This window comes from Candidatus Binatia bacterium (assembly GCA_029248525.1).
Classification (GTDB): Bacteria; Desulfobacterota; Binatia; order UBA12015; family UBA12015; genus UBA12015.
Genome location: JAQWJE010000038.1, coordinates 1 through 19,305, shown reverse-complemented (window position 1 = coordinate 19,305; position 19,305 = coordinate 1). Strand labels below are relative to the sequence as shown.

Annotated in this window: 18 protein-coding genes; 10 read left to right on the top strand and 8 right to left on the bottom strand. The window is 61.1% G+C overall.

Annotation, left to right across the window (positions count from 1 at the left end; all coding sequences use genetic code 11):
* Positions 1-19: 19 nt before the first annotated feature.
* Positions 20-763 carry a hypothetical protein gene (locus P8K07_07830; protein ID MDG1958433.1) on the bottom strand — a complete coding sequence of 248 codons (744 nt, stop codon included), beginning with the start codon at positions 761-763 and terminating at the stop codon, positions 20-22.
* A gap of 227 nt (positions 764-990) precedes the next feature.
* Here P8K07_07830 and P8K07_07825 point away from each other — a divergent pair, with 227 nt between their 5' ends.
* Genes P8K07_07825 through P8K07_07815 form a run of 3 tightly spaced genes read left to right on the top strand, consistent with a single transcriptional unit; the run spans position 991 to position 3,887 of the window.
* Entirely contained in the window at positions 991-2,538 is a 1,548-nt protein-coding gene (locus P8K07_07825) for a hypothetical protein (protein MDG1958432.1), read from the top strand.
* A complete protein-coding gene (locus tag P8K07_07820; GenBank protein ID MDG1958431.1) occupies positions 2,525-3,241 on the top strand; it encodes an acyltransferase in 717 nt (238 codons plus the stop codon). Before P8K07_07825 ends, P8K07_07820 begins: the two co-directional genes overlap by 14 nt.
* 10 nt (positions 3,242-3,251) lie before the next feature.
* Positions 3,252-3,887 (top strand): class I SAM-dependent methyltransferase, encoded by a 636-nt coding sequence (locus P8K07_07815; GenBank protein MDG1958430.1) that lies wholly within the window; start codon positions 3,252-3,254, stop codon positions 3,885-3,887.
* Positions 3,888-3,924: 37 nt separating this feature from the next.
* Here the strand turns inward: P8K07_07815 and P8K07_07810 are convergent, their stop codons facing one another.
* The 3 genes from P8K07_07810 to P8K07_07800 are packed head-to-tail and all read right to left on the bottom strand — an operon-like array spanning position 3,925 to position 7,045.
* Positions 3,925-5,064: a prenyltransferase gene (locus tag P8K07_07810; GenBank protein ID MDG1958429.1), complete on the bottom strand. Its 1,140-nt coding sequence runs from the start codon at positions 5,062-5,064 to the stop codon at positions 3,925-3,927.
* A gap of 5 nt (positions 5,065-5,069) precedes the next feature.
* Positions 5,070-5,804, bottom strand: coding sequence for a methyltransferase domain-containing protein (locus P8K07_07805; GenBank protein MDG1958428.1), 735 nt, complete (start codon positions 5,802-5,804; stop codon positions 5,070-5,072).
* Positions 5,798-7,045 carry a glycosyltransferase family 4 protein gene (locus tag P8K07_07800; protein ID MDG1958427.1) on the bottom strand — a complete coding sequence of 416 codons (1,248 nt, stop codon included), beginning with the start codon at positions 7,043-7,045 and terminating at the stop codon, positions 5,798-5,800. Before P8K07_07800 ends, P8K07_07805 begins: the two co-directional genes overlap by 7 nt.
* A 239-nt stretch (positions 7,046-7,284) precedes the next feature.
* On the opposite strand from P8K07_07800, the gene P8K07_07795 reads away from it, so the two are divergent.
* The 4 genes from P8K07_07795 to yhbY all read left to right on the top strand — a co-directional run bounded on the left by P8K07_07795 (position 7,285) and on the right by yhbY (position 11,455).
* Positions 7,285-8,349 (top strand): tyrosine-protein phosphatase, encoded by a 1,065-nt coding sequence (locus tag P8K07_07795; protein MDG1958426.1) that lies wholly within the window; start codon positions 7,285-7,287, stop codon positions 8,347-8,349.
* Between the two features lie 70 nt (positions 8,350-8,419).
* Positions 8,420-10,057: an acyl-CoA synthetase gene (locus tag P8K07_07790; GenBank protein MDG1958425.1), complete on the top strand. Its 1,638-nt coding sequence runs from the start codon at positions 8,420-8,422 to the stop codon at positions 10,055-10,057.
* Between the two features lie 89 nt (positions 10,058-10,146).
* Entirely contained in the window at positions 10,147-11,082 is a 936-nt protein-coding gene (locus P8K07_07785; protein MDG1958424.1) for a sterol desaturase family protein, read from the top strand.
* A 79-nt stretch (positions 11,083-11,161) separates the two neighbouring features.
* Positions 11,162-11,455 carry a ribosome assembly RNA-binding protein YhbY gene (gene yhbY, locus P8K07_07780; protein MDG1958423.1) on the top strand — a complete coding sequence of 98 codons (294 nt, stop codon included), beginning with the start codon at positions 11,162-11,164 and terminating at the stop codon, positions 11,453-11,455.
* Between the two features lie 19 nt (positions 11,456-11,474).
* On the opposite strand, the gene P8K07_07775 is transcribed toward yhbY, so the two are convergent.
* On the bottom strand, positions 11,475-11,690 hold the full coding sequence (locus tag P8K07_07775) for a hypothetical protein (protein MDG1958422.1): 216 nt from the start codon (positions 11,688-11,690) through the stop codon (positions 11,475-11,477).
* Positions 11,691-11,740: 50 nt separating this feature from the next.
* On the opposite strand from P8K07_07775, the gene P8K07_07770 reads away from it, so the two are divergent.
* Positions 11,741-12,613 carry an SDR family oxidoreductase gene (locus tag P8K07_07770; GenBank protein ID MDG1958421.1) on the top strand — a complete coding sequence of 291 codons (873 nt, stop codon included), beginning with the start codon at positions 11,741-11,743 and terminating at the stop codon, positions 12,611-12,613.
* Positions 12,614-12,723: 110 nt separating this feature from the next.
* On the opposite strand, the gene P8K07_07765 is transcribed toward P8K07_07770, so the two are convergent.
* Entirely contained in the window at positions 12,724-14,430 is a 1,707-nt protein-coding gene (locus tag P8K07_07765) for a class I adenylate-forming enzyme family protein (protein ID MDG1958420.1), read from the bottom strand.
* Between the two features lie 124 nt (positions 14,431-14,554).
* Positions 14,555-15,187: a TetR/AcrR family transcriptional regulator gene (locus P8K07_07760; GenBank protein MDG1958419.1), complete on the bottom strand. Its 633-nt coding sequence runs from the start codon at positions 15,185-15,187 to the stop codon at positions 14,555-14,557.
* Positions 15,188-15,406: 219 nt separating this feature from the next.
* Here P8K07_07760 and P8K07_07755 point away from each other — a divergent pair, with 219 nt between their 5' ends.
* Both P8K07_07755 and P8K07_07750 read left to right on the top strand, forming a co-directional pair.
* Entirely contained in the window at positions 15,407-16,987 is a 1,581-nt protein-coding gene (locus P8K07_07755; protein MDG1958418.1) for a hypothetical protein, read from the top strand.
* A gap of 61 nt (positions 16,988-17,048) precedes the next feature.
* On the top strand, positions 17,049-18,200 hold the full coding sequence (locus P8K07_07750; protein MDG1958417.1) for a serine hydrolase: 1,152 nt from the start codon (positions 17,049-17,051) through the stop codon (positions 18,198-18,200).
* Between the two features lie 41 nt (positions 18,201-18,241).
* Here the strand turns inward: P8K07_07750 and P8K07_07745 are convergent, their stop codons facing one another.
* Positions 18,242-18,811 (bottom strand): hypothetical protein, encoded by a 570-nt coding sequence (locus P8K07_07745; GenBank protein ID MDG1958416.1) that lies wholly within the window; start codon positions 18,809-18,811, stop codon positions 18,242-18,244.
* Positions 18,812-19,305: the final 494 nt, after the last annotated feature.

Here is a 19,305-nt window from a genome sequence, read left to right as displayed (position 1 = left end):
CATCCGACGGAGATCTTTTTCAGTTTCGATCGCCGCACGGAAATGTCTTGTCCGGGATCCGTCGTGGATCGGAGCGCCGAGTATCCTTGGTGGAGCAACCGATGATGCCACCACCCACCGAATCATATACGGCGTATTTGATGGACGTGCTGAGCAGATCACCAGGGGTGCCGAACTGGCCCTGATCGGGACAGCAGACCTCATAATGCAGCCAGTAACGTTGGCGCCCCTTGCCCTCGATCGTCTGACCATCGACGAGAGTCACGATCCCGCCGGGAGTGGTTGCCTCGTTGACCTGTTCGAGGCTGGTCAGAGTCGCTGTGACTTTATTGCCGGGGCAATTCGGACCCTGTCCGAGAGGACACGCCTTGACGTTGGGAATTCGGTAGCGCTCGACGCAACCAGCGACGCTCCCCACAGGCTCGCCGCCACAGGCTGCGATGCTTGTGTCTCTGACGGCAACCACTTCATCCAAGGTCCGCGTGAGGTTTTCCGTATCCCAGGCCAACCAGGAGATCTTGGAGCTCGCAGTGTTCTTGAAGACATGAAAGCGGCCCATCGCGTCCAATGCCCCGAGCTTGCTCTTGCAGGGCCCTGCGTGGCAGAGGGTGAAGGGTGTGGTGTCCTCGCAGATGCCGCGCTCGTAGCGGGTGATGGCCGCCGCCGGTTCACAGGCTTCCACCTCGGTTGCGGGCATCCAGGCCGCGACGAGAACGACAGACAAAAGAAGAAATCGGATAAAACTTCCTGGCAAATTGAGCATTCGGGTTATCCTTATTATTGAGGGGGGGCAGCTCTGTGAGCTTTGCTACGGTCTCTGCCCTGCAGCATAGCATGAGCTTCGGCTGGATTACTAGCCCCATCGCAGCTCTCGAGCCGAAATCTTGGCCGCCCGAAAAACCCGGATGAATCCTCGGCTCTTCTATGCTTTTCTGAAAAATCTTCCGGAATTTCTCCGGTATTTTCAGCTGCAGGTTGATGATCAAATCCATGCGAAAAGACCGCAAAAATCCGAGCCGAATCGGTATCTTTTGCTGGATCGGCGCCCTGCTGATGGGTTTTGTGCCCGCAGACGCCGAATTTGCGGCGGCACATTCGCTGGATGCGCAGGCGCCGACCCATCTCACGACACGCCCCGCAGCCCTCGCGCGCGGGGTTGGTCGGGAATTCATCGCGATCCCCGAATCTGAGGCAAATCCAGAGGCTTTGGCGCTCTATGTGCAAGGCCTCGCGCAGCTACACGGCTATCGATGGATCGAAGCCGCACGGGCCTTCCACACGTCTTTGCGGCTCGACCCGACTCTCGTATTGGCCGAGCTCGGTCTGGTCCGGGCCTACGAGGCGATGAAAGACCCTGTCAGAGCTGACCTTCACCTGGAGAGAGCACGCGCCCTCGAAGCCGAGGCCGGCTCCCGCGAGGCGCTGCTGATCGAGGCAATGGCCCTCCGGCGGCAAGGCCACCAGACGGGTCCGAACGGACAAGCCGCTCACCTCGCCTACCGGCGCGCACTGGACGGGATTCTCAAGGTCTACCCGGAGGACGTCGAAGTCCTCCTGCTGCGCGGAAACGCTTCCGAAGCCGTTGCCTGGGGCAAGGGCATGAGCGGAAGGGAAGCCTCCATTCCGTATTACGAATCCGCCATTCGCATCGCCCCGGAGCACCCCGGTGCCCGGCACTATCTGGCCCATTCTTACGAAAATACCGGGCGCTATTTTGAGGCCGCGAGCGAAGCCGCACGGTTTGCTCGCCTGGCTCCGCGAGTGCCCCATGCCCGCCATATGTATGCCCATACGCTGCCGCGGATCGGAAAGTGGGACGTTGCCGTCGAGGAATTGGAAGCAGCCGACGCGCTGGAAAGAGAGTATTTTCGCGAAGAGGGCATTCCTGCCGATGCCGACTGGCATCGTGTCCACAACCTCTCGCTTCTGGGGCTGGCCTACTTGCGCGTCGGTCGCAACCGCGAAGCTGCCGCCGCCCTCCGCGAAGCGTTCCGGACGCCGGTTCCGGACCCGCAAACGGTGACCTGGCACACCATCTGGCCGGAGTACCTGCTCTATGCCGGGCGGAATGATGAGGCTCTGGCCGCTGCGCGCAAACTCTCCAGCAACCCGAATTCGATCAGCCAGATCGTCGGTCTGGCGCTTGAGGGCGAAGCCGCGTTGAACGCAGCCGATATGAAACGTGCGAACGAAGCACTGGTTGCAGCCCGGAACCGGCTCGCGCTCTACCAGAGTCGCGAAGCTCGGCAGCACCCGATGGGATCGCCGATGGGCTGGGTGGCCGAGGGCTCGATTCAGATGCTAGCCGATCGGATCGCCCTGCGAACATCGACCCCCACGGACTCACATCGCGCGATCGAGGAACGCGCGACTGAAATCGCCGGTCGGCCCGGCCTCGATGGTTGGGGCGCGGGGTGGCTTCGCCTTCTGCGGCTGGAGAAACAAGCGCGCGCCGCCGGCCATGTGGCACTCGCCGACCGACTCGCTACTCTATCCGGGGGGTCTCCTGCCCCGAACGAATCCGATGCGTCAAGATAACCGCCCATATACTCTGGTGCGCCTTCTGGGTGCCTACAGCGATTGGTACGCGAAGCGATTCCTCCACCCACAATTTGAGTCCATCGGTCCCGGTGCGGACTTTCGAAAACCCACCTGCTTCGAGATCGTCGGGCCGCGGGTTTCTGTTGGCGATCACTTTCACGCCATGGCGACCAAGGACGGCCGGATCCGACTGGTCACCTGGCCCGAGACCGAGGGGCGCATTGAAATCGGCAGTTATGTCGCGCTCTCCCCGGGCGTGCGCATCAAAAGTGCGACCTCTGTCAAAATCGGCGACTCCTGCGTGATCGCGGAAAATGTCTACATCACGGATGCCGACTGGCATGGCATCTACGAGCGAATCTATCCGCCAGGCGAGATGGCGCCGGTCGAGATTGGCAATAATGTCTGGATCAGCGATCGAGCCACCGTTCTCAAAGGCGTGCGGATCGGTGATAACAGCATTGTGGCCGCTGGTGCCGTGGTCACCTCGGACGTGCCGCCCGACACGATTGTCGGCGGCGTTCCCGCGAAACCGATCCGGCAGTTGGACCCCAAAGCTCGCTACTCGACTCGACGCGACATGTTCCAGTCGAAAAAACCCTACGAAGAGCTGGAGGAAGATATGGAACGGCGCTTTCTCGGGCCCAACCGATGGCTGGATTGGATACGCTCGCTGATCTCGCCCTCGCCGCGCGATTGAGGAATCTGCCATGACCATGAACGCCCAAATGCCCAAGGAAGCCTGCGCCATTGCCGAACAAGCAAAAGGATTCCTCGACCCTGCCGAGGGTCTTCGCCTCTTCTCGCTCGCACGCGACCACGCCCACCTCGGACCGGTCGTCGAGATCGGGAGCTACTGCGGCAAATCCTCGATCTACCTCGGTTCCGGCGTGAAGGCCGCCGACGGACTGCTGGTCTGTGTCGACCACCACCGTGGCTCGGAGGAGCACCAACCGGGCGAGGGATACCACGACCCCGACTTGCTCGACGGGGCGATCGGCAAGGTCGACAGCCTACCCCACCTGCGGCATAACCTGCATGCAGCAGGCCTCGAAGACGCCACCGTCATCGCCGTTGCCGGCAGCCTCGCGGCCGCAAAACTCGTAAGCGCTCCGCTGGGCATGGTCTTCATCGATGGCGGCCACAGCATGGAAGCGGCTCAGGCGGACTACTGCACCTGGGCCGGCAAGGTCGCCCCGGGTGGAATTCTCGCCATCCACGATCTTTTCCCGGACCCCGAGACCGGAGGCCAGGCTCCCATCACGATCTATCGGCAAGCCGCCGCCTCGGAACTTTTCGAGCCGCTGGAAACCACCGGCACCCTCGGCGCATTGCGACGCCGCTGAACCTTTCCCGGTTCCGCAGGCGCCCCGACCCCCGATTTCAATCAGCGGCCGTCGCCGCCAATTCCTTGTCCTGATGCTTCGACGACGAAGCCGAGGCGGCCACCGCGACCTCGCGCTTCTCGGCAACCTCAAACTCCTCGCCAGCCAGACTCCGGAAGAACCCCGCAGTTGCGGATACACCTTCAATCGCATCCGCGGCCATCAAGACGGTTGCTGCGGTCCAGGGTGTCTCTTCCCCGTCAGGATAAAGTTCTCGTTCCGGATGAGTGACTCCAGTCCAATAGCCACCATCCGCCGTGCGAAGCGGGTGCACCCACGACAACATCTGCCGCGCGCGACTCGTCAAGCCAACCGCGTCCAACGCCAGCACCAATTCGCAGGTCTCGGCAACGGTGTACCAGGGGCGATCCACAACGCAGCGGATTCCGACGCCCTCTTCGACGAAGCCTTCCGTGGTATCGACTTCGAGCAATCGGTCACGGCCCTCGGAACCCCGCAGGGCACCGCCGAGCACAGGGTAATACCAATCCATGGAAAAACGACCGACCTCCTCGGGCAAATCCGTATCTTCAAAACGCTCGACGTTATGGCGCAGGACAAAGGCCAGTCGCTCCAGAGCGCTCTGCCAATCCGACTTGTCGTAACCGAGGGCTTTCGCGATTCGCATCGCGCAAACGAGACTTCCATGAATCGAGGACGAACCGGTGAGCAAGGGGGCATCCCAGAACTTCCCCTCGGCTGTCACCGCCCAGGAGAAACCCCCACACGGGAGTTGGTGCTTGGCGACAAAATCGATGGCGCGCTCGACACACGGCCACATTTCCTCGAGAAACTCGCGGTCGGGTGCCGCCAGATGCAGGTACCAGACCCCGGCGGCGATGTAGGCTGCATGGTTCGTTTGTCGCGTCGGGTCCACGACCTCCCGGCCGCGCAACTCTGCGGGCCAGGCGCCATCTGATTCCTGCGTTTGGGCCGAGAATCGCAAGGCGTGCCTCGCTTGCTCCGTATAACCGGCCAGTGCCAGCCCCATGGCTGCATGGATATGATCCCAGGGATCCATCTTGCCGCCTGCGGCCCAGGGGATCATCCCGTCGGGTTCCTGCATGGAGGCAATCCATGCCGCCGTTACCTTGAAATGCTCTTCCCCAATGGGATTCCGCCCGCCACTTCCCGTCATTCGATTCATCCCTTAATTGCGTAAAAAACCACGCTCTTGCCGATCAGCGGGTTCAAAAGTTTCTCTGTAAATTGCGTCAACCACGGTTTTTCCATCATGTCCCAGACCAACAAGCGATGGTAAACTCGGACCGGCCAAGCGGCCTCGTTCTCCAAACCGAAGAAGCACTTCAACCACCAGTAGGGCGCATGGAGTGCATGCGCATAATGCGTTGCCTCGATGTGGTAGCCATTTCGTTCCAGCATCTGGGGAAGTTCCTGATCGCGATAAATCCGAACATGGCCTCCCACACTCTTGGGGGCCGGGTATTCGTCCGAAAGCGCCCAGCAAACCGCTTCCGGCCCCTCGCGGGGGACGGATACCGCCAGCGTTCCACCGGGACGAAGAACCCGGGAGACCTCGGCGAGCGCAAGTTCGTCTTCCTCGAGGTGCTCCATTACCTCCGAGATAATCACGCAATCGAATTCGCCATCGGCAAAGGGCAGGTCGTAGCTGCTGCCGCGAATCGAGGCCGCGGGGCCCGGATCCTCGACGGCGCCGCCCATCTCGAAATCGATCGATCGCATCTCATCCAACCGCTGGCTGGTGACACGGACTTCCTGCTCTCCCAGATCGAGACCGACAGCCGTCACTCCCGGATACCGAAGCGTATGTTGGACATGGCGTCCCTCGCCACAGCCCACATCCAATATCTTCGCACCCGGCTTCAACGCCAGCCGGTCGAGCTCGATGGTCAACATGCGGCTCGCTCCTCTCGCAAAGCCATCGCTTCGCGATAGACATCCACGGTTCGTTCGGCGGCCCGGCGCCAGGTGAAGTTCTCCAGAACACGGCGGCGGCCGGCCGCGCCCATCGTTGCGCGCCTCTCCTCGGTCATGCTGAGCACTTCGCGAATCGCGCGCGCCAGATCGGCGGCATCACCGGGTTCCGCGAGAACACCGCATTGACCATCTTCGCCGACAACCTCAGGCAGCGCGCCACCTCGGGTGGAAACCAGGGGGACTTCGCAGGCCATGGCTTCACCGGCCGGGAAACCGAAGCCTTCGTAGAGAGAAGGCACAACGGCCAGAGTCGCCCGGGAGTAGCGCTCTGCAATTTCATGGTCTTCCACACGACCGGTGAACTCGATCGCACCGTCGAGCCCCAGCTCGCGGATACGATCTGCGGTCCCGGTTCGCTGTCCGGGTTCGCCGATCACCGTCAGTTCCATATCCGGATGAGTTTCCCGAATCAGCGCCAGAGCCTCTGCGAGAAATCGGAAGCCTTTCAGGGGCTGATCGGCAGAAAGCGTGGTGATCAGACGGTTGGGAACGCGCACCGCGCCTGCGATCGGCTGGAAGACATCCACATGGATGCCATTGCCAACGACCCGCATCCGATTTTCAGGAATCCGATATTCAGCGGCGATATCCTGCCGCGAGCAATCCGAAACCGTCATGACCCGCTCCATCTGGCGCGCCACGCGGATCTGCTCGGGGAGGAAATTATAGAAGCGGAAATGCCCCCACCACTGTTTCAAGCCACGGCTGGCTTCGAGCGCGAGCCGACGATCCCGGGTCACGGGATGATGAATCGTCGCGACCAACGGTGCGTGGGCCTGCAGGGGCAGCAGAGCCGCTCCCAGCGACTGATTGTCATGGAGAATATCGTAAGGGAACCCTCCCTCCAAGGACGTCAGGCGACGAGCGGCCCGACGGCAGAAGGTAATCGGTTCCTTGAAACCGCCCGTGACCGTGCTCGCCCACTCGGCGAAGTCGATGGAGTCCCGCACCTGACGAAGCGCCTCATGTCGGGGCTTGTCGGGATCGTTCCAGAGATCGAGGGACGGAATCTCGTGCAGCGCAACACCGTCGAGGAGCTCCGGATAAGGCTGACCACTCCACACGTCGACGTGATGGCCCAGCTCCACGAGGGCACGGGAGAGCAATCGGATATAAATCCCCTGCCCTCCTGAACGTGGATTCCCACGATACGTGAGCATCCCAATGCGTAGCGGTGCGTCCAAATGTGAAACCGATCCCCAAAAAAACCTTTAAAAGATGGATCGAGGCCCCATTGTCGAGCCGCAGAACGCAGCTCATCCCCCCCGACCATTTCGTATCCGATTTGTTAGATAACGAGAGGGAAACTCGCAATACCCCCATCGAACATTGTTTTAAACCTGCCGATTTTTATCGGCTGGGTATGCGAAAATCCTGAGAATCTGCTTGTTATCGGGCTGTGAGAGACTCCACGACCCAAGAGCAACCCAATCCCGAACACGCACCTTCTTTCGCCGGGATGCCGCGCGTCGACCGCAGGGGAGCGGATGAAATCGAAATTCGTTGGGATGAGGGGCCGGAAAGCGAGATCCTGGTCGCCACGCACCCTACCTCCACCGCAGCCAGTGACGGGGTCTCGGCTGGCCTTCTGACCTCCGGCGGCAAGCGCCTCCGCGGGTATCCCCGCCACCAGCGTCGGTACTTTCAGCTTCGCCCCACCGATGGAACGGCGCCCCGCTGGGTCGCGGAGCGCCGTTTGGGACTCGACGGACAACCGAACCTGCGTGACCTCGGCGGATACGCGGCCGCGGACGGGCGAAACATTCGCTGGGGCCAGCTCTTTCGCTCCGGTGCTCTGAGCGAGCTCAGCGAAGCAGACCGGGGGACGCTGGACGATCTCGGAATTCGGGTCGTCTGCGATTTCCGTACGCCCCTCGAGCGCGAACGCGAGCCGCATGAATTCAGCGACCACCAACCACCCGAACAGATCGCGGTCAGCCGCGAGCAGCTAGCCGGGGCGCTCCAGCCCGATGATATGCGCGAGCGCATGTCTGCCGGAAACTTCGATGACCTCGAGATCGGCACCCTTCTCGTCGACGGCAATGATGCGTTTGCGACCAGCCATCGCTCGCCCTTCAAGAACATGATCCATGTGGCCTGCAGCGCAGAAAACTATCCCCTGCTGGTCAATTGTACGGCCGGGAAGGATCGGGCCGGTTTTGCCTCCGCGGTGCTCTTGATGGCACTCGGGGTTCCCCGCGCCACCGTGCAGCACGACTATCTCCTCTCCGGCTACTTTCGTCGGGAGGATTCCGCTCGGAAAATGAAGATGATCCGCCAGCAAGTGCCCCCCGAAGTCGATGTCTCGGTGCTCAGTCCCTTGTTCGAAACTCGTCCGGAATATATCCAGGCCGCCTTTGCCGCGATCGACCGGGAATGGGGATCCGATAAGGCCTTTCTCACCGACGGCCTCGAGGTCAGCCTCGACCAGATCGAGGCGCTCCGCGATCGGTTGCTGGAATAAGTTTCCGGCGGCCGACGGGAGCGCGCGGATCTGATTGCACACATGTCATGTGAGACATACACCTCTGGATATGCCCACGACATTCAATCTTGCTGACCTCTTTGAACGCGTTGCCGATCAGGTTCCCGAACGAACCGCTCTGATCTGCGGCGAAACCAGAACGACCTTCGGTGCCCTCGAGGCGCGTGCCAACCAGATCGCCCACCATCTCCTCGCAAACGGCGTCGGCCCGGGCGATCAGGTCGGCCTCTACCTCTACAACGGCAACGAATTTATCGAGGCTATGTGGGCCTGCTTCAAAATTCGCGCCGTCCCGGTCAACGTCAACTACCGCTACGTCGATGATGAGCTGCTCTATCTCTTCAACAACGCCGATATGGTGGCCTGCGTTCACGCACAGGAGTTCGTGCCGCACATCGAAAAGGTGCGTAGTGCCGCACCCAGACTTCAGGCGCTGCTCTCGGTTGCGGACGGCTCCGGACATGATCCCGCCAGCATCGGCTCGGTTGAATTTGAAGCCGCCCGACGTGCACAGCGCGAGGACCGCGACTTCGAAGATCGCGAGGAGGATGATCTTTTTATTCTCTACACCGGCGGCACAACCGGCATGCCCAAGGGCGTGATGTGGCCCCACAAGAATCTATTCATGGCCGCTCTTGGCGGAGGGGGTTATCTCACCGGCAACGGTCCTTGCGACAAGCCGGCAGATATCGACCAACGGATCCTGGAGAACCCGATGATCGGCATGGCGCTCGCGCCGCTCATGCACGGCGCGTGCTGGTGGTACGCACTGATTCAGATGCTGGCCGGGTCGACGGTCGTGCTGAACCCCAACCGCAACTTCGACGGCAGCGGTATCTGGGACATTTGCGAGCGCGAGCGAGTGAATTCGCTGGCGATCGTGGGCGATGCCATGGCCATCCCGCTGATCGATGCCCTCGCCGAAAATCCCGATCGCTGGGACCTGACCTCGATGTTCAACATCGGCTCCGGTGGCGCGGTCTTTTCACCCGCAAGCCAGCAAGCGTTTCGAGATCATTTCCCCAACGTCTTTATCTCGAACTCGTTCGGATCCTCCGAGTCGGGCAATATGGGCTTTGACTCAGGCAACAAGCGCGAAGCCGGCGGTCTCGGCAACGTGGTGAAATCCGACTTCATGGATGTCATCACAGAGGAAGAAGGCCCCGAGGGCGCCGTTCATCGGCACGCAAAACCCGGAGAAGACGGCATCTTCGCCCGGTCGGGCTACATCCCGCGGGGATACTATGGCGACCCCGAAAAAACGGCCAGGACGTTTGTCCCCGTCGATGGCAAGACATGGCTGCTCACCGGTGACGAAGCCCGTCTGGAAACCGACGATTCGATCACCGTCTTCGGTCGCGGTTCGAATTGCATCAACTCCGGCGGCGAGAAAATCTTCCCCGAAGAGGTGGAGCAAGCCCTCAAGGTCCACCCCCATGTCTTTGATGCGCTCGTTGTCGCCACCCCGGACGAGCGATGGGGCAGCAAGGTGACCGCGGTCGTCGCCCTGCGCGGCGACGGAAGCCTGACACTCGCAGAACTGCAGGAATCCGCCCGCAACCATATCTCGGGGTACAAAGTCCCCCGAGAACTCCATATCGTGGACGAAGTCCCGCGGGCACCCAGCGGCAAACCAGACTACCCACGTGCGCAAGAGATTGCTTTGGAAGGCAGCTGTCGGGTCTAGAGGCGCGGCGTGCGGGCCGAGAAAGTCTCCGTGCACGAGCGACAGAAATGGCGTAGAATCGGGGCCATGACGACGCAGGTGACTCCTTGATGCAATTTCCCAATATGGTGGAACTCGCGATCCCCTTCTTCGGGATCACCCTGCTCATCGAGGCATTCCTGTCGCGCTTTCGGTCCGATATCGACTACGAACTCAAGGATACGCTCGCCAGTATCACGATGGGCGTCGGCAACGTTCTCGTCGGTTCCACCGTCGGCATGCTCGTCTATTATGCCTACGTCTTCGTATACGAGTTCCGCTTTTTCGATCCTGGATTCGCATGGTGGGTCTTCCCCCTGTGTTTTTTCGCGGAAGATTTCGCCTACTACTGGTTTCATCGGATCGGGCATGAGTCCCGTTGGTTCTGGGCCAGCCACGTGATTCACCACAGCTCGCAAAAATACAATCTCTCCACCGCGCTGCGCCAGACATGGACCAGCACCATCACAATGAATTTCATCTTCCACCTGCCGCTGCTTCTCCTCGGCTTTCCACCGACCATGGTGCTGTTTTTTCAGGGCCTCAGTCTGGTCTACCAATATTGGATCCACACCGAAGCGATCGGGAAAATGCCGCGATGGTTTGAGGCCATCGCCAACACGCCCAGCCACCACCGAGTCCACCATGCCACCAACCCGCGTTACCTCGACGCGAACTACGCGGGCGTTCTGATCGTCTGGGATCGAATAATGGGAACCTTTGTCGCGGAGCAACAGACGGACCCTCCCGCCTACGGCATCGTCAAGAACCTGAAGACATTCAATCCGTTTCGGATCGCCTTTCACGAATGGGCGGCTATCGCCCGTGACGTCACCAGTACAAGAAAGCCCGAGGAAATCGCGAGGTACCTGTTCGGATCCCCAGGCTGGAGCCCGGACGGCTCGCGGCAGACCACAGCCGACATCAAGGCGCAGTGGCGTCGGGAGCAAGTTCTGCCTGAACCCGCCTCCGGCACGGCCTCCGAGCCAGCCTCCGAGCCTGCCTGAGAGCCTGCCTGAGAGCCTGCCATCAAGTTGACCTTCGAGTTGACCTGCGTGTCCACCAGGTCTCTGCTACCTTGCTTGCATGCCGCTTACCGGAAAACAGCGACGCCAACTGCGTGGACTCGGACACGGACTGCCTCCGGTGGTCCAGATCGGCAAGTCCGGACTCAGCGAATCGGTGAAAAACGCCATCGATGAGCAACTGCTCGCTCATGAGTTGATCAAGGTGCGGCGCTCGAGCGACTGTCCTCTGGATAAAAATGCCATCGCGGCCGCCATCGAAGCCGACCTCGGCTGCGAGATCGCCCAGAAACTCGGCCATACGTTACTTCTCTATCGCGCCCACCCGGACAACCCCGGCATTGAGCTCGCTTGAGTGCGACGTCGCCCTGAAGTCAGAAACCGCACACGGAGTCCCCGACGGGCGCCAACATCGGCCCTCGGTCTGCGTCGAGAAGGCCGCGCCCATAATCCCGAACGGCGTGCGCCCGGATCGATTGCGTATTGCGGTCGGTAGGGATGCCAAGGCTGCCGACCGCGAGGTCCGCGCCAACCCCGAACAAGCCCGCGAAGGCGGGCAGTCGATGGCCCCCGGCAGCGCTGGCAACCATCACAAATTCCCCCGATTCCAACAGCCTCAAAGACAGGATTGGAGATATCCATGAGCACCGAAAAAGTCGCATTGGTCACAGGAACCAGTACCGGTATCGGTCTGGCGACAGCCATAGACCTCGCCCGAAACGGTTACTCGGTGTTCGCCGGCATGCGCAATCCCGGCAAATCCGAGGCCTTGCGCGAAGCAGCCGAAGGATTGCCTGTGACCGTCGTGCAAATGGACGTCACCGAAGACGCCTCGGTCGCGGGCGCCATCGAGGCCGCCGGCGGCCCGCAGGCAATCGATGTCCTCGTCAACAATGCGGGGATGGGCGGCGCGACGCCTCTGGAAATCACGCCCATGGCAGAGCACGAAGCGATGTTCCAAACCAACTACTTCGGCGCCATTCGCTGCATTCAGGCTGTCCTCCCCGCGATGCGCGAGCGACGCTCGGGCTGCATCGTCAACATCACCTCCATGGAGGGTCTGGTCGCCATGCCGAATCAGGTGGCGTACTCGGCGTCCAAATGGGCGCTGGAATGTGCCGGCGAAGCACTGGCGCATGAGGTATCGAGGTTTGGCGTACGCGTCGTCAATGTCGAACCTGGTGTGATCATGACCAAGATCTTCGAGAATTCCGCGCCGGCCACTCGCTACGACAAGACCTCTCCCTACGTCGACCTCATGCGACGCAACGGCAAGATGTTCGTGGCGGGCTTTGTCTCTGCGGTGCAACCCGAAACCGTCGCCGAGACCATCCGCGAGGCCATCGAGACCGATGACTATCGTCTGCGCTGGCCGGTCGGTGAAGACGCGCACGGCATCCGCGCCGGGCGCGGTCGCATGTCGGATGAGCAATGGGTGGCCATGGGAGGCGACCTGTCCGACGAAGAATACAACAGCCTCTACGAAGACAATTTCGGCATCAGACTGAAATAGAGAAAGACCACCTCGAGGCGTTGTTCAACAGCCGGCCTTCGGCCATGGCCATCCAACGGCCACGATTTCGCACCGAGAAACCCAGCCCGCAGCCGAAGTCGCCCCGCTCCTCACTGTGCGTCTTGCACATCGAGCGAATCGCGCAGCTCCGGTTTCATGAATTTACCGCTCGCATTGCGCGGCAACGCCGAATCCATGAACCAGATATAGCGTGGCGCCTTGAAGGCGGCGATCCGCTCTTTCACAAAAGCGCGCAGCGCATCCGCATCCACTGACACACCGTCGGCCAGCACGACTGCCGCACCAACCTCTTCGCCAAGCCGATCATCAGGCACGCCGATCACGGCGCATTCAGCCACCGCGTCATGCTCGAAGATCGCCGCCTCGACCTCGGCGCAGTAAACGTTCTCGCCGCCGCGTAGAAGCATATCCTTGGCCCGATCCACAATCGCCACAAAACCATCTTCGTCGATGCGCGCGATATCACCGGTATGCAACCATCCGTTGGTGATGCTCTCGGCCGTCGCCTCGGGACGGTTCAGATAGCCGCGGATCACCTGACCACCGCGGACGCAGAGCTCGCCGACCCCGCCGTCGGTGACCGGCTTGCCATCCGGTCCCTCGATCATGGTTTCAAAAACCGGCAAAATAGGTCCCACGGTCTCGGGCTTGTCGACGAAATAATCCGCCGAGTTCATGGTGATCACACCACAGGCCTCGGTCATGCCATAGCCGGTCCCTGGACGGGCACTGGATACCCGTGACTCGATCTTCTCGACCAGATCGGGCTGAATCGCCGCCCCGCCGCCGCCGAGCGACTTCAGCGAGGAGGTGTCCGATTTCGCAAAATCCTCATGGGCGATCAATTCACGCGACATCACGGGCACACCCGAGATCGTCGTCACGCGCTCCTGCTCGATCAGTTCCAATGCCCGACCCGCGTCCCATTTATAGACCAGGATGAGCTTGGCTCCGGTGAGCGAGGCGCCGTGCATCACACAATTGCAGGCGGTGACGTGAAACAGCGGCGTCACGACGAGAAAAGCTGGCGGGTAGGAGACCTCGCCGGCAACCGGCGCCCGGGTCTTGCCCGCGGCGGCCAATGCGGCGGGCGAGGCGGCATTCCAGAACGCCATGCTCATGATATTGTTGGTGCAACCGCGGTGGGTGAGTTGTGCGCCCTTGGGCACACCCGTGGTTCCGGACGTATAAAAAATGCAGGCGTCCGAATCCGGGTCGATCTCCACCTCGGGCATGGTCCCCTCGCCCGCCACCAGTTCCGACCAGGGCTGCGATCCGGCAGGCGCACCCTCGCTCACGCGCACGGTAATGATTTGAAAGTCGCCGACTTGATCGCGGACCGGCTCCAGCCGCTCGAGTCGCTCCTTGTCGGCAATCAGCAATGTCGGTTTCGCGTCATTCAGGGCATAGACCATTTCGGGTCCTGTCCACCAGGCATTCATACCGACCACACTCGCCCCCACCGAGATCGCCGCCCAATAGGAGAGCACCCATTCCGGATAGTTGCGCATGGCAACCGCAATGCGATCACCGGGCTTCACCCCGAAGCGGTCGACCAAATTGCGCGCGGCCGCCGCGACCAGCTTGTGGGACTCGGCATAGGTGAGCCGTTCGTCCTCATACACCAGATAATCGGCATCCCCGTGGCCGGCGGTCCCCAACCAGACCTGGCGCATATCCGCCGGCGCGTTCTTGTAGGTGCGCAGGGCGACCCCGTCGAGCTCAACTTCAGCGATCTCGAAGGGTCCGCCTTCGCCGGTGAGCTGCGCTGTGATTTCGTGAAGTTCCTTGTACATTTCCGTTCTCCCATCCCGGGTTGCCGTCAGGCTCCGAACCTTAGCGGCCCGCACGCGTGTCCTCAAAGCGGCGGTCGGCCCCTGCGCCAGCGTTAAGGAGGCCGCGGACATCGATCGCGCGTCCTCAGCGCGGTGCGAGTCCGCCGAGCATGACGTCGAGCAGAAGATGGATCAATTCCTCGCGATCTTCGATGCCGCGTTTCTGCGCAACACCCATCCGCAAGGCCTCGGCGCAGCCGAGGATCGAGGCCCACAGAATCATCGTGAGCTTGTCGGGGGGCAGATCACGGATCGCGCCTGCCTCCTGGGCCGACACAAAAAGCCGCCGCACGAAATTAAAGGCTTCATCATCGGCGGCCCGCAGCTCCGGATCGTCACGGTCGACGCTGATTTCCGCCCCGAAGACGATTTCGTGGTAAGCCGCATCCTCCACGGCAAACTGCAGATAGCCCTGCGCGACCGCGGCCAACTGGACCAGAGGGTCCGGATCGAGATCGGCGGCCGCCTGGTCCATCCGGTCGGCCAGTTTGCGGAAACCGTCGGCGGCAACAGCCGCAAGCAGCGCGTCCTTGTTCTTGTAGTGAGCATACGGGGCGGTGTGCGTGACCCCGGTGCGCCGGGCGAGTTCCCGAAAGGTCAGGCCTTTCTCGCCGCTCTCCTGCACGATCTCTAGCGCGACGGTCTTGAGAGCCTCCTTGAGGCGCCCGTGGTGGTAGGCCTGCGCCTCGGAATCCGGGTTTTTTTCTTCATTTGCCATCGAGTTCTCCCCGGCTTCAGACGTACCATTTGAACTTACTATTAGAAAGTAACTTTACGGAAGAAACCCATGGCGGCGAAAAAATAAAAGAAAAAGTTCCCGTATTACATAGCATTTGCATTTTCTTTACAGTGCTTAGTTGACAGTGTTTAGTTTCTTTCCTATCAATACTTTCCATTGTAAAGATCTTCTAACGAAGCCAACCAAGGAGAGAGAAAAATGAACACGAACGAAAATGCGATCCGGAAATTTTATCGAAACCACTCCATCAAGGGTCTGATCGGGATGCTCTCAATCGTCGCGATCTGCGCGGCCAATACACCTGCACAGGCAATGTCGGAGGGTGCAAAGTGCGCAATGAAGGCAGACCTCCTGAAAGGAGATCTCAGCCTGTGCCTCAGCAAGGCGGACGCAAACGTCTCGAAGGGTCGATCAGCGGACACGCGAAAAGCTGACAAAAAATGTCATCTGAAGTTTCTGGCAGGCTGGGAGAAGACCCGGGTCAAAGCGCAGAGCAAGGACGCCGAGCTTGGTGACAACTGTGCCGGGCGAATGACGGACGCAGAATCCAGAGCGTCGCAGGCCTCCGTGCTGGCTGCGTTCGAGCGCAACCTGGAAGAGTTCGGAGTCCGTAACAGAGACCTCGCAGCCAATTCCACGATTCGAAGTCTGATTGAAGAAGTACCCAACGCGACCTTCACATCTTGCGATGAACCGGAGCTCACGAATGGGCAATGTCGGCGCCGGCGATCGAGCGCAGACAAAGATCCGAGTGCTTCTGCGGGACTCTTTCGAGGTTGTATTCCGATGGACACGGACAGCGAAGATCCAGGTTTGGGTAACATGTCCATTCACGGCGATGAAGACCAGCCGATAATCAACGATGAATTCGATGACGTCATGGATCAAGAATATCACGTGTTGGCGGACGACACCTGCGACTGCGCGGAGGCGCGGGTGACACAGCTCTTCGAGGTCGAGGGTGCGCTGCGGACCGCTGGCGACGAGTTGGTGGTCGCCGAGGTCGATTTTCGAAGCCTGATGGCATTCGCGAAGGAGGCCTCTGGTGAGTCCCTGAACCTACCCCCCGAGGGCGAGGCGTCGCTGGAGAAGCTCTCCGAGATGCGGATCCTGGCGATCACCGACGGCGCTACGACGGACCTGTATGCCTGGGGACACGAGGGCGCTGTCTTCAGCCAACTCCGCGCCGACGGCTGGTCGATCGTGCAGGAGTGGGACGGCGCCTCCTTCGGCGAGCACCTATCGCTGGCTGTCTCCCCTGAAGACGCCGACGCCATCGGCGAGCAGCCCGCGCCCCTCGCGCTCGGCTTCGATCCGACGGATCCGGAGGGCGCCCATGAGGGCGTGACCTTCGCGGCGCTGGACGGAGACCTCCTGGCGTCGCTTTGGACACCTCTGGACCTGTCCGACATCGACCCGCTCTATGCCACAGGGCGCCCTCAAAGCTGCGGTGAGCAGGCGATGATGATCAGCGACGACTGCGAGACGCAGGAGGCCGCTGCGGCGGAGTGCTGCGGAAATGAGGCCCAGGGGGCGCGCGAACTCTGTGAAGGTCTGGACTTCTGGTCCAACACGATCGTCGACACCGCCGCCGCGGTCACAGTGATCTTCTCTACCCCGTTAGCGGGTGCCGTCGGCATCTTCGGCGCCACCATGGGCCACGCGCTGAGTCCCAATTGTCAGGGAGTCTATGATACGGCCTACAACGTGTGCTTAGGCCCCGCGACAATATTCATCATGCAGGGTGATGACTGCGGCGGCGGGCTGCTTACTCCCTAAAAACGCCATACGAAGGTGCCTCCGATCTCCGACGCTGATAAGAGTGCGGCTCATTCAAATCATGGAAATTCATGGATTCACCGACGCGCGCTTCGCCCCGGTCCGCGACGCCTTCTGCAGGAACATGGAAGAGCGCCGCGAGGTCGGGGCCGCGTGCTGCGTCTACCACCGCGGCGAGGTGGTCGTGGACCTCTGGGCGGGCATGGCCGATGCGAACCGGGGCCTTCGGTGGCAGGAAGATACGCTCGCGGTGGTCTTTTCCTCCACCAAGGGTGTCACCGCCATTCTGGCCAACCTGTTGATCGAACGCGGCCTGCTCGATCCCGACCTGCCGATCGCGCATTATTGGCCGGAGTTTGCCGCTTCCGGCAAGGCCGCGATCCCGGTCAACATGATCCTCACCCACCGGGCCGGCATCCCGATCATCGATGCGCCGCTGACTCTGGACGAATGTCTTGCCTGGGATCCTGTCATCGAGGCTATCGCCAGCCAGAAGCCGTTCTGGGAGCCGGGAGAAAAACACGGCTACCATGTCCGCACCTATGGATGGATTCTGGGCGAATTGATCCGGCGTGTAACCGGCGTGAGCCCGGGGACTTTTCTGGCCACCGAAGTGGCCGGGCCTCTGGATGCCGATTTCCATCTCGGCCTGCCGGAAGATCAGGAAGCACGCGTGTGCCGGATGATCGGGCCGCCGGAGCCTGAAGACCCGGCGCTGCGCGAGGCGATGGAGAAATTCGTCGGCCCCGACACGCCGCTGGGACGTGCCCTGCATGGGCCCTCGCAGCTCTTTCACTACGACGAGATGTGGAATACCCGAGCCCTGCACGCAGCCGAGATGCCTTCGTCCAACGGGATTGGCACCGCACGCGGACTGGCTCGTCTCTATGCCGGCACGATCGACGAACGTGCCGACCACCGCATTCTCCAACCCGAAACTCTGGCCCGCGCCACCGAGCCGCAGGTTGATGGCCCGGACGCGATCCTCGGGGTTCCCACCGTCTTTGGCCGGGGCTTCATGAGACCGCCCGCGCTTGTAATGACCTCAGGACCCGGCGCATTCGGGCACCCCGGAGCGGGCGGTTCCCTCGGGCTGGCGGATCCCGAGACAGGACTGGCCATGGGCTACGTAATGAACCGTATGGCGCCGGGCCTCAGCGGTGACGTTCGGGCCGCCGAACTGGTTCGCGCGGCCTATGCCGCCCTGAACTGATCCGGATCCAACGGCCGCATCCGCAAGACCGCATCAGGGTCCTACTTTCTTTTGTCGCAACGCAGTCCGAACGGGGTCGCGCGACAATTCCGACCACACTTTACGGTGCCGAAATTATCCGCCACGCAGCTCTCATTCTTGCGCTGGGCACACTTGATCGTATTCTGCGAGATCGCGCAGCCGTAGCCACAGGCCATCTTGCCGAAATCGGTCTGCAGACACATCTGGTCAGGCCGCGCGGCGCACAAGACCGTCCCCATCGACTGGACGCAATGATATCCGCAAACCTTGGCGCCAAAAGAAGACCTGCATTCGTAGCCGGGATACCGGCCATCCGGCCCAGCGGTGGTCTTGTCGAGCGCGAAGCGAAAGCCTTCCGCATACGACTGATTCAGAGAGGCCTGAAACTGTGGACAGGACAAGCCCGCCGCGTAGTTTCCCTTCATGTCCTGGCGGTTCTTGGCATCATTGATACCGGCAGCATAAGCGGCGCTCGGCGCACAAACCTCAGCTACATATTGTGCCTGCATCGCCGCACAGGAAATGGTTGTCAGGGCAGCGCCCATGGCCAGCAGCACAATCCCGATTCGCGATCGCTTGTTCGAATTCATTACAGATCCTCTCCTCATCCCCCGAGCCGTTTCCCGAAATCTTCGGCGCGAACACTGTATTCGGCAGATCATTTCAGATTCTTGACCGCGAAATCAAAAAAGTATTTACGCGATAATTCGTACCCAGCGCGCGACCGGGCGCGGCGCCTCCAGCCACGAGGCTGCCGCACATCGGTGGTTCTCCCGAGATTTCGGAGCCTGATCATCGTTGTGGCGTTGCCTCAGGTGATCAACCGTATGGTACCGGGCCTCCCGGGGGATATTCGGGCCGCCAAGCGGCTGCTGGTCCCCTACCAGCCGCTGAACTAAAGAAAATTCATCGCAGGCATGAGCAGGGCTGATAGAAAAGACCGTCTCCGAGAAGTTGCAATGATGTCTCGAGGCGCTAAAATTAAAAGAACTCATGAGTAATCCGCGCTTCAAAATCTGGTCTTCCGTCGGCAAGAAACTCCTGACCGGAGTCACCGGAATCGCCCTGATCGGTTTCATTATCG

Bases quoted from the DNA above. Each gene is read 5' to 3' on its own strand.
- P8K07_07800 (MDG1958427.1), bottom strand. From the start codon at position 7,045: ATGCTCACGTATCGTGGGAATCCACGTTCAGGAGGGCAGGGGATTTAT.
- P8K07_07825 (MDG1958432.1), top strand. From the start codon at position 991: ATGCGAAAAGACCGCAAAAATCCGAGCCGAATCGGTATCTTTTGCTGG.
- P8K07_07830 (MDG1958433.1), bottom strand. From the start codon at position 763: ATGCTCAATTTGCCAGGAAGTTTTATCCGATTTCTTCTTTTGTCTGTC.
- P8K07_07770 (MDG1958421.1), top strand. From the start codon at position 11,741: ATGAGCACCGAAAAAGTCGCATTGGTCACAGGAACCAGTACCGGTATC.
- P8K07_07790 (MDG1958425.1), top strand. From the start codon at position 8,420: ATGCCCACGACATTCAATCTTGCTGACCTCTTTGAACGCGTTGCCGAT.
- P8K07_07785 (MDG1958424.1), top strand. From the start codon at position 10,147: ATGCAATTTCCCAATATGGTGGAACTCGCGATCCCCTTCTTCGGGATC.
- P8K07_07765 (MDG1958420.1), bottom strand. From the start codon at position 14,430: ATGTACAAGGAACTTCACGAAATCACAGCGCAGCTCACCGGCGAAGGC.
- P8K07_07820 (MDG1958431.1), top strand. From the start codon at position 2,525: ATGCGTCAAGATAACCGCCCATATACTCTGGTGCGCCTTCTGGGTGCC.
- yhbY (MDG1958423.1), top strand. From the start codon at position 11,162: ATGCCGCTTACCGGAAAACAGCGACGCCAACTGCGTGGACTCGGACAC.
- P8K07_07810 (MDG1958429.1), bottom strand. From the start codon at position 5,064: ATGACGGGAAGTGGCGGGCGGAATCCCATTGGGGAAGAGCATTTCAAG.
- P8K07_07755 (MDG1958418.1), top strand. From the start codon at position 15,407: ATGAACACGAACGAAAATGCGATCCGGAAATTTTATCGAAACCACTCC.
- P8K07_07750 (MDG1958417.1), top strand. From the start codon at position 17,049: ATGGAAATTCATGGATTCACCGACGCGCGCTTCGCCCCGGTCCGCGAC.
- P8K07_07760 (MDG1958419.1), bottom strand. From the start codon at position 15,187: ATGGCAAATGAAGAAAAAAACCCGGATTCCGAGGCGCAGGCCTACCAC.
- P8K07_07745 (MDG1958416.1), bottom strand. From the start codon at position 18,811: ATGAATTCGAACAAGCGATCGCGAATCGGGATTGTGCTGCTGGCCATG.
- P8K07_07815 (MDG1958430.1), top strand. From the start codon at position 3,252: ATGACCATGAACGCCCAAATGCCCAAGGAAGCCTGCGCCATTGCCGAA.
- P8K07_07775 (MDG1958422.1), bottom strand. From the start codon at position 11,690: ATGGTTGCCAGCGCTGCCGGGGGCCATCGACTGCCCGCCTTCGCGGGC.
- P8K07_07805 (MDG1958428.1), bottom strand. From the start codon at position 5,804: ATGTTGACCATCGAGCTCGACCGGCTGGCGTTGAAGCCGGGTGCGAAG.